Origin of the sequence: Burkholderia sp. HMSC10F09 (assembly GCF_001806955.1) — a bacterium.
GTDB lineage: Bacteria > Pseudomonadota > Gammaproteobacteria > Burkholderiales > Burkholderiaceae > Burkholderia > Burkholderia multivorans.
Genome location: NZ_KV786621.1, coordinates 44,026 through 50,892, shown reverse-complemented (window position 1 = coordinate 50,892; position 6,867 = coordinate 44,026). Strand labels below are relative to the sequence as shown.

7 protein-coding genes are annotated in these 6,867 nt (G+C 68.4%); 6 read left to right on the top strand and 1 reads right to left on the bottom strand.

The features are described 5' to 3' along the window. Positions 1–48: 48 nt before the first annotated feature. The 4 genes from pqqB to pqqE are packed head-to-tail and all read left to right on the top strand — an operon-like array spanning position 49 to position 3,104. Complete coding sequence (gene pqqB, locus HMPREF3115_RS07970) at positions 49–972, top strand: pyrroloquinoline quinone biosynthesis protein PqqB (RefSeq protein WP_006410017.1); 924 nt, start codon at positions 49–51, stop codon at positions 970–972. A gap of 2 nt (positions 973–974) precedes the next feature. Continuing rightward, a complete protein-coding gene (gene pqqC / locus HMPREF3115_RS07965; RefSeq protein WP_070554017.1) occupies positions 975–1,694 on the top strand; it encodes a pyrroloquinoline-quinone synthase PqqC in 720 nt (239 codons plus the stop codon). Further along, entirely contained in the window at positions 1,691–1,969 is a 279-nt protein-coding gene (gene pqqD, locus HMPREF3115_RS07960) for a pyrroloquinoline quinone biosynthesis peptide chaperone PqqD (RefSeq protein WP_006399089.1), read from the top strand. The genes pqqC and pqqD overlap by 4 nt, the downstream gene beginning before the upstream one ends. A gap of 1 nt (position 1,970) precedes the next feature. Next, complete coding sequence (gene pqqE / locus HMPREF3115_RS07955) at positions 1,971–3,104, top strand: pyrroloquinoline quinone biosynthesis protein PqqE (RefSeq protein WP_125902329.1); 1,134 nt, start codon at positions 1,971–1,973, stop codon at positions 3,102–3,104. Here the strand turns inward: pqqE and HMPREF3115_RS07950 are convergent. Beyond that, a complete protein-coding gene (locus HMPREF3115_RS07950; protein ID WP_070554013.1) occupies positions 3,101–4,180 on the bottom strand; it encodes a DNA topoisomerase IB in 1,080 nt (359 codons plus the stop codon). The genes pqqE and HMPREF3115_RS07950 overlap by 4 nt on opposite strands. 355 nt (positions 4,181–4,535) lie before the next feature. Between HMPREF3115_RS07950 and HMPREF3115_RS07945 the strand changes: the two genes are divergently transcribed. Further along, positions 4,536–5,498, top strand: coding sequence for an ABC transporter substrate-binding protein (locus HMPREF3115_RS07945; RefSeq protein WP_006399085.1), 963 nt, complete (start codon positions 4,536–4,538; stop codon positions 5,496–5,498). 70 nt (positions 5,499–5,568) lie between these two features. Then, positions 5,569–6,867 (top strand): sugar ABC transporter ATP-binding protein (locus HMPREF3115_RS07940; RefSeq protein WP_256276105.1); only part of this gene is annotated, 1,299 nt, incomplete at its 3' end.

Genomic DNA, 6,867 nt, shown 5'->3' with positions numbered 1-6,867 from the left:
CGCCGCCGCCTGCCGCGCAGGCGGCGGCCGGCATCGGAGCACGCATCGATGAAGATCAGGATCCTCGGATCGGGCGCAGGCGGCGGACTGCCGCAATGGAACTGCAATTGCGCGAACTGCCGTCGCGCGCGCGCCGGCACCGACGGCATCGTGCCGCGCACGCAGTCGTCGATCGCCGTCAGCAGCGACGGCGTCGACTGGGTGCTCGTCAACGCATCGCCCGACATCCTCGCGCAGCTGCGCGCCGCGCCCGAACTGCAGCCGGCGCGCGCCGTGCGAGACAGCGGGATCGTCGCGGTCGTGCTGTGCGATGCACAGATCGATCACGTGACGGGGCTGCTCATGCTGCGCGAACGTACGTCGCCGCTGCCGCTGTATGCGAGCGCGCCGGTGCTCGACGATCTCTCGACCGCGCTGCCGCTCGTGCCGCTGCTCGGCCACTACTGCGGCGTCGACGCGCACACCATCGCGCTGCACGAACCGTTCGCGATTCCGGGCGCGGGCGGCATCCGCTTTACCGCGGTGCCGGTCGACAGCAAGGCGCCGCCGTATTCGCCGCGACGTGCGGCCGCCGTGCCGGGCGACAACGTCGCGCTACTGATCGAGGACGTCGCGAGCGGACGGCGCGCGTTCTACGCGCCGGGCCTTGCCGACATCGACGATCGCGTGCAGGCCGCGATGCAGGGCGCCGATCTCGTCCTCGTCGACGGCACGTTCTGGACCGGCACGGAGATGATCGAACTTGGCCTGTCGGCGAAGCACGCGGCCGACATGGGCCATCTCGCGCAACGCGGCGACGGCATGCGGCCCGGGATGATCGACCGGCTGCGCGCGTTGCCGGCACAGACGCGCAAGGTGCTCACGCATATCAACAACACGAACCCGATTCTCGATCCCGCTTCGGCCGAGCGCGCGCATCTGCACGGGCACGGGATCGAGGTCGCGCACGACGGGATGCATTTCGAGGTATGACCATGAACGCACCGATTTCCGCGGCGGCGCTGCACGCGAGCCCGTGGAGCGCCGACGAATTCGAGGCGCGTCTGCGCGCGCTCGAATCGCGCTATCACATTCATCATCCGTTCAACCGGCGGCTCAACACGGGCGCCTGCACGCCCGCGCAGATTCGCGGCTGGGTCGCGAACCGCTTCTACTATCAGATCAGCATTCCGCTGAAGGACGCGGCGATCCTCTCGAACTGTCCGGACCGCGACACGCGCCGGCTGTGGGTGCAGCGCATCCTCGACCACGACGGGCACGGCGACGATGCCGGCGGCATCGAAGCGTGGGTGCGGCTCGGCGAGGCGGTCGGCCTCGACCGCGCGTCGCTGTGGTCGCTCGAGCACGTGCTGCCCGGCGTGCGCTTTGCCGTCGACGCGTACGTGAACTTCGCGCGTCGCGCGACGTGGCAGGAGGCGGTGTGCTCGTCGCTGACCGAGATGTTCGCGCCGCAGATCCATCTCGACCGGCTCGCCGGCTGGCCGTCGCACTATCCGTGGATCGACGTTGACGGTCTGCAGTATTTCCGCAGCCGCGTGCCGCTTGCGCAGCGCGACGTCGAACACGGCCTCGCGGTCACGCTCGCCCATTTCACGACCGCGGCCGCGCAGCGGCGCGCAATCGAGATTCTGACGTTCAAGCTCGACGTGCTGTGGTCGATCCTCGATGCCATTGAAAAGGCGTATTGCGCATGAATTCCGTCGATGTCAGCGGCGTGCCGCTGCGCCCCACGCTGAGGGGCATGTACCGCCTGCAATGGGAGGCGGCCCAGGATGCCTACGTGCTGCTGTATCCCGAGGGCATGGTGAAGCTCAATCCGAGCGCGGGCGAGATACTCGCGCGCTGCGACGGCACGCGCGAACTCGACCAGATCATCGGCGAACTCGAACGGCTGTTCAGCACATCCGATCTCGCGTCGGACGTTTATCGCTTCCTCGATCATGCGCGACTGCGCGGCTGGCTGGACTGACATGACGCGCGATCCGAACCGGCCGTCACCGTCGCCGCCGCTGTGGCTGCTCGCCGAGCTCACCTACCGCTGCCCGCTGCATTGCGCGTTCTGCTACAACCCGGTCGACTTCGCGACGCACGGCGCGGAACTCGACACCGACACGTGGCGCACCGTGATCGCCGACGCGCGCGCGCTCGGCGCCGCGCAGCTCGGTTTTTCCGGCGGCGAGCCGCTGCAGCGCGACGATCTCGAAACGCTGGTCGAGCACGCACGCGGGCTCGGCTTCTACACGAACCTCATTACGTCGGGCATCGGCCTGACCGCCGCGCGCATCGAGCGGCTGAAGGCGGCCGGGCTCGATCATATCCAGCTGTCGCTGCAGGATTCGACGCGCGAGCTGAACGACTTCCTGACCAGTACGCGAACGTTCGAGCTGAAGCGCAGCGTTGCGCGCCTGATCAAGTCGCACGGCTATCCGATGGTGCTGAACTGCGTGCTGCATCGCTACAACCTGCCGCACGTCGACCGCATCATCGAGATGGCGCTCGACCTCGGCGCGGATTTTCTCGAGCTCGCCAACACGCAGTACTACGGCTGGGCGATGCTCAATCGCGACCAGTTGATGCCGACCGCCGAGCAGTTGCGCGATGCGGAGGAGACGGTGAACCGCTACCGGAAGCTCGTCGGCGAGCGTTGCAAGATCCTGTTCGTCGTGCCCGACTACTTCGAGCAGCGGCCGAAGGCGTGCATGAACGGGTGGGGCTCGGTGTTCCTCGGCGTCGCACCGGACGGCACCGCGCTGCCGTGTCATGCCGCGCGTGCGCTGCCGGGGCTCGCGCTGCCGAACGTGCGCGAGCGCTCGCTGAAGGAAATCTGGTACGACAGCGACGCGTTCAACGCGTTTCGCGGCGACGGCTGGATGCGCGAGCCGTGCCGCAGCTGCGACGAGCGCCATGTGGATCATGGCGGATGCCGCTGTCAGGCCTACCTGCTCGCCGGCGATCCGGCCGAGGCGGACCCGGTATGCGCAAAGTCCGCGCATCACGGCCGCGTGGAGCACGCGGTCCGGCTCGCGCGCCGTGCGACGCCGCGCGACGAACAGCCGCTCGTCTTTCGCAGCGTCGCGAACTCGATCGCGCGCTCGCGCGGCTAACCGCGCGCGGTTTTTGCGGCGCGCCGCGCCGCACCGGCCACGAGCGCCGCGAACGCCGCTTCGTCGGCGCGCAGCCCGCGCGGCGCGCGCCGGATCACGAGCGTATCGAGCCGGCCCGACTCGTACATCTCGAGCACGTCGGGGTGGATGTAGCAGCGCCGGCACACGGCCGGCGTGTTGTGCAGCATGTCGGCGACCGCGCGCACGGTCTCGACGATCTGCTTGCGGGCCTCCGTGACACCGCCGTGCGGCGCGCGGCGCAGCAGCGCGAGCGGCTGCACGCTGCCGGCCCAGGTCCGGTAATCCTTCGCGGTGAATTCCGCGCCGGCGACCTCGCGCAGATAGTCGTTCACGTCCGCCGAGCCGATCGAATGGCGTTCGCCGTCGTCGTCGACGTACTGGAACAGCTCGTGCCCCGGCAGCTCGGCGCAGCGCCGCACGATCCGCGCGACGCGCGGATCGTCGACCGTCACGTCGTGCTCGACGCCGCTCTTGCCGACGAAGCGCAGCCGCACCTGACCCGATTCGATCTTCAGATGCCGCTTGCGCAGCGTCGTCAGCCCGTACGACTCGTTCTCGCGCGCGTATTCCGCGTTGCCGATGCGCGCGAGCGTCGTGTCGAGCAGCCGGACGATCGTCGCGACGACCTTCTCGCGCGGCATCCCCGGCCGCGCGAGGTCGCGTGCGACGCGTGCGCGGATGCGCGGCAGCGCGAGCGCGAACGCGGCCATCCGCGCATACTTGTTCGCGTCGCGCGTCGCCCGCCACTGCGGGTGATAGCGGTACTGCTTGCGCCCGCGCGCGTCGCGGCCGGTCGCCTGCAGATGGCCGCGCGGGTCCGCGCAGATCCAGACGTCGGTGTACGCGGGCGGAATCGCGAGTGCGTTGATCCGCGCGATTTCGTCCGGATCGCGGATCCGCTCGCCGTCCTGCGTGTAATACGCGAAGCCGTTGCGGACGCGACGACGCGTGTAGCCCGGCTGCCGGTCGTCGACGTGGCGCAGCGTGGCGGCCGCGCGCGCGTCGGACATGCGCATGCCGTCGCCGGCCGCGGAGCGGGGCGCGCGCGGCTTCATGCGGCGACGCACGGCAAGCTGCGGGGAAGCGCTGCGACCATCGTTCTTGTCTCCTGTGAGGTTCGTGGCGATCGGATGTGTGCCGCACCGCGCGGCGTGCGCAGGTCGGTGGAGCAAGATGCGTGCGCCGTTCGGGCAACGCCGCGATGCGTGTCGCGACACGCTTAGGTGTTTATACGTATGCCAATTCGGATATTGATTCAATCCAATATTTCATTGGCAGGTTATCGGACTTGTTTCTAGACTGATCCGGGGCCCATCAACCGCCGCCCCGTCCGCACGCGGCCGTCAGAATCAGAACAGCGCAGCACACGGCCGCCGCCGCGATACACAACGACATCATCGGAGACGCAACATGACGATCATCAGGAAGCTCGCGGCCGGCGCGCTCGTGGCCGCGACGGCCATGCTGGCATCCGGCGCATACGCGCAGCAAAAGCCGATCACGCTCGGGTTCTCGCAGGTCGGCGCGGAAAGCGCGTGGCGCACCGCGAACACGGTGTCGGTCAAGAGCGCCGCCAAGGAAGCCGGCATCAACCTGAAGTTTTCCGATGCACAGCAGAAGCAGGAGAACCAGATTCGCGCGATCCGTTCGTTCATTGCGCAGAAGGTCGACGTGATCGCGTTCTCGCCGGTGGTCGAGTCGGGCTGGGAGCCCGTGCTGACCGAAGCGAAGGCCGCGCACATTCCGGTGATCCTGACCGACCGCGCGGTCGACGTGAAGGACCCGTCGCTCTACGTGACGATGATCGGTTCGGACTTCCTCGAGGAAGGGCGGCGCGCCGGCCACTGGCTCGAGGAGCGCTACAAGAACGACGCGGGCCCGATCAATATCGTCGAACTGCAGGGCACGGTCGGCTCCGCGCCGGCCAACGATCGCCGCGCGGGCCTGCTCGAGGTGATCAAGAACAATCCGAAGTTCAAGGTGATCGCATCGCAAAGCGGCGACTTCACGCTCGCCGGCGGCAAGCAGGTGATGGAAGCGTTCGCGAAGACATACGGCAAGCAGATCAACGTCGTCTACGCGCACAACGACGACATGGCGCTCGGCGCGATCCAGGCGATGGAAGAGGCCGGGATGAAGCCCGGCAAGGACGTCAGCGTCGTGTCGTTCGATGCGACGAAGGGCGGCTTCCAGGCGATGATCGCCGGCAAGATCAACGTCGACGTCGAGTGCAGCCCGCTGCTCGGGCCGCAGCTGATGACGGCCGTGAAGGACGTCGTGGCCGGCAAGCAGCTGCCGAAGCGGATCGTCACGAACGAGACGGTGTTCCCGATGAATGTCGCGGCGCAAGTGCTGCCGACCCGCAAGTACTGAGCACCGCCGACGGCGCCGGCGGCGGCGCAACGGCCGCCGTCCGCCAACTCCATCGAATCGAGGGCGATCCATGACGAATTCGCCGGTGGTCGAGATGACCGGCATCGACAAGGCGTTTCCGGGTGTCCGGGCGCTGCAGCAGGTGAACTTCCGGCTGTTTCCCGGCGAAATCCATGCGCTGATGGGCCAGAACGGCGCGGGCAAATCGACGCTGATCAACGTGCTGACCGGCGTGCATGCGCACGATGCGGGCGAGATTCGCGTCGGCGGCGCGCCGGTGCGTTTCGCCGCGCCGCGCGAGGCCGAGGCGGCCGGCATCCAGACGCTGTACCAGGAAGTGAACCTGTGCGCGAACCTGTCGGTCGCGGAGAACATCTTCGCGGGCCGGCAGCCGATGCGGCGCGGCGCGATCGACTGGAAGACGATCCATGCGCGTGCGCGCGCTGCGCTCGCGGAACTGGATCTGTCGCTCGACGTCACGCGCTCGCTCGACGCGTATCCGATCGCGGTGCAGCAGATGGTGGCGATTGCGCGTGCGGTGTCGGTCGACGCGCGCGTGCTGATTCTCGACGAACCGACGTCGAGCCTCGACGACGGCGAGGTCGCACGGCTGTTCGACGTGCTGCGCCGATTGAAGGCGTCGGGCATCGCGATCCTGTTCGTCACGCATTTTCTCGAACAGACCTATGCGATCTCCGACCGCATCACCGTGATGCGCAACGGCGAGCGCGAAGGCGAGTATCTCGCGCGCGATCTGCCGGTCGATGCGCTCGTCGCGAAGATGACGGGCCGCGAACGATTGTCCGATGCGTTGCAGGCGCGTGCGGTCGAGGCGGCGCGCGGCGGCGCGAGCGCGCCGTTCCTGTCGATGCAGCAGGTCGGCCGGCGCGGCATGATCAGCGCGCTCGACCTCGACGTGCGGCCCGGCGAAATCGTCGGGTTGGCCGGACTGCTCGGCTCGGGACGCACCGAAACCGCGCAGCTCGCGTTTGCCGCCGAGCGTGCGGATACGGGCGCGATCGAGATCGAGGGTGCGCGCGCACGGCTCGCGTCGCCGCACGACGCGGTCCGGCACGGGATCGCGTATTGTCCCGAGGACCGCAAGAAGGAAGGGATCGTCGCCGCGCTGTCGATCCGCGAGAACATCGTGCTCGCGCTGCAGGCACGGCGCGGCTGGTGGCGGCTGATCGGCCGCGCGCGTCAGCGCGAGCTCGCCGATGCGTATATCGAGCGGCTCGGCATCAAGGCGCGCGACGCGGAACAGCCGATCGGGCTGCTGTCGGGCGGCAACCAGCAGAAGGTGCTGCTCGCACGCTGGCTCGCGACCGATCCGAAGCTGCTGATCCTCGACGAGCCGACGCGCGGCATC

Excerpts from the sequence above, each read along its gene's own strand:
- HMPREF3115_RS07950 (WP_070554013.1), bottom strand. The coding sequence starts at position 4,180 with ATGAAGCCGCGCGCGCCCCGCTCCGCGGCCGGCGACGGCATGCGCATG.
- pqqE (WP_125902329.1), top strand. The coding sequence starts at position 1,971 with ATGACGCGCGATCCGAACCGGCCGTCACCGTCGCCGCCGCTGTGGCTG.
- pqqB (WP_006410017.1), top strand. The coding sequence starts at position 49 with ATGAAGATCAGGATCCTCGGATCGGGCGCAGGCGGCGGACTGCCGCAA.
- pqqD (WP_006399089.1), top strand. The coding sequence starts at position 1,691 with ATGAATTCCGTCGATGTCAGCGGCGTGCCGCTGCGCCCCACGCTGAGG.
- pqqC (WP_070554017.1), top strand. The coding sequence starts at position 975 with ATGAACGCACCGATTTCCGCGGCGGCGCTGCACGCGAGCCCGTGGAGC.
- HMPREF3115_RS07945 (WP_006399085.1), top strand. The coding sequence starts at position 4,536 with ATGACGATCATCAGGAAGCTCGCGGCCGGCGCGCTCGTGGCCGCGACG.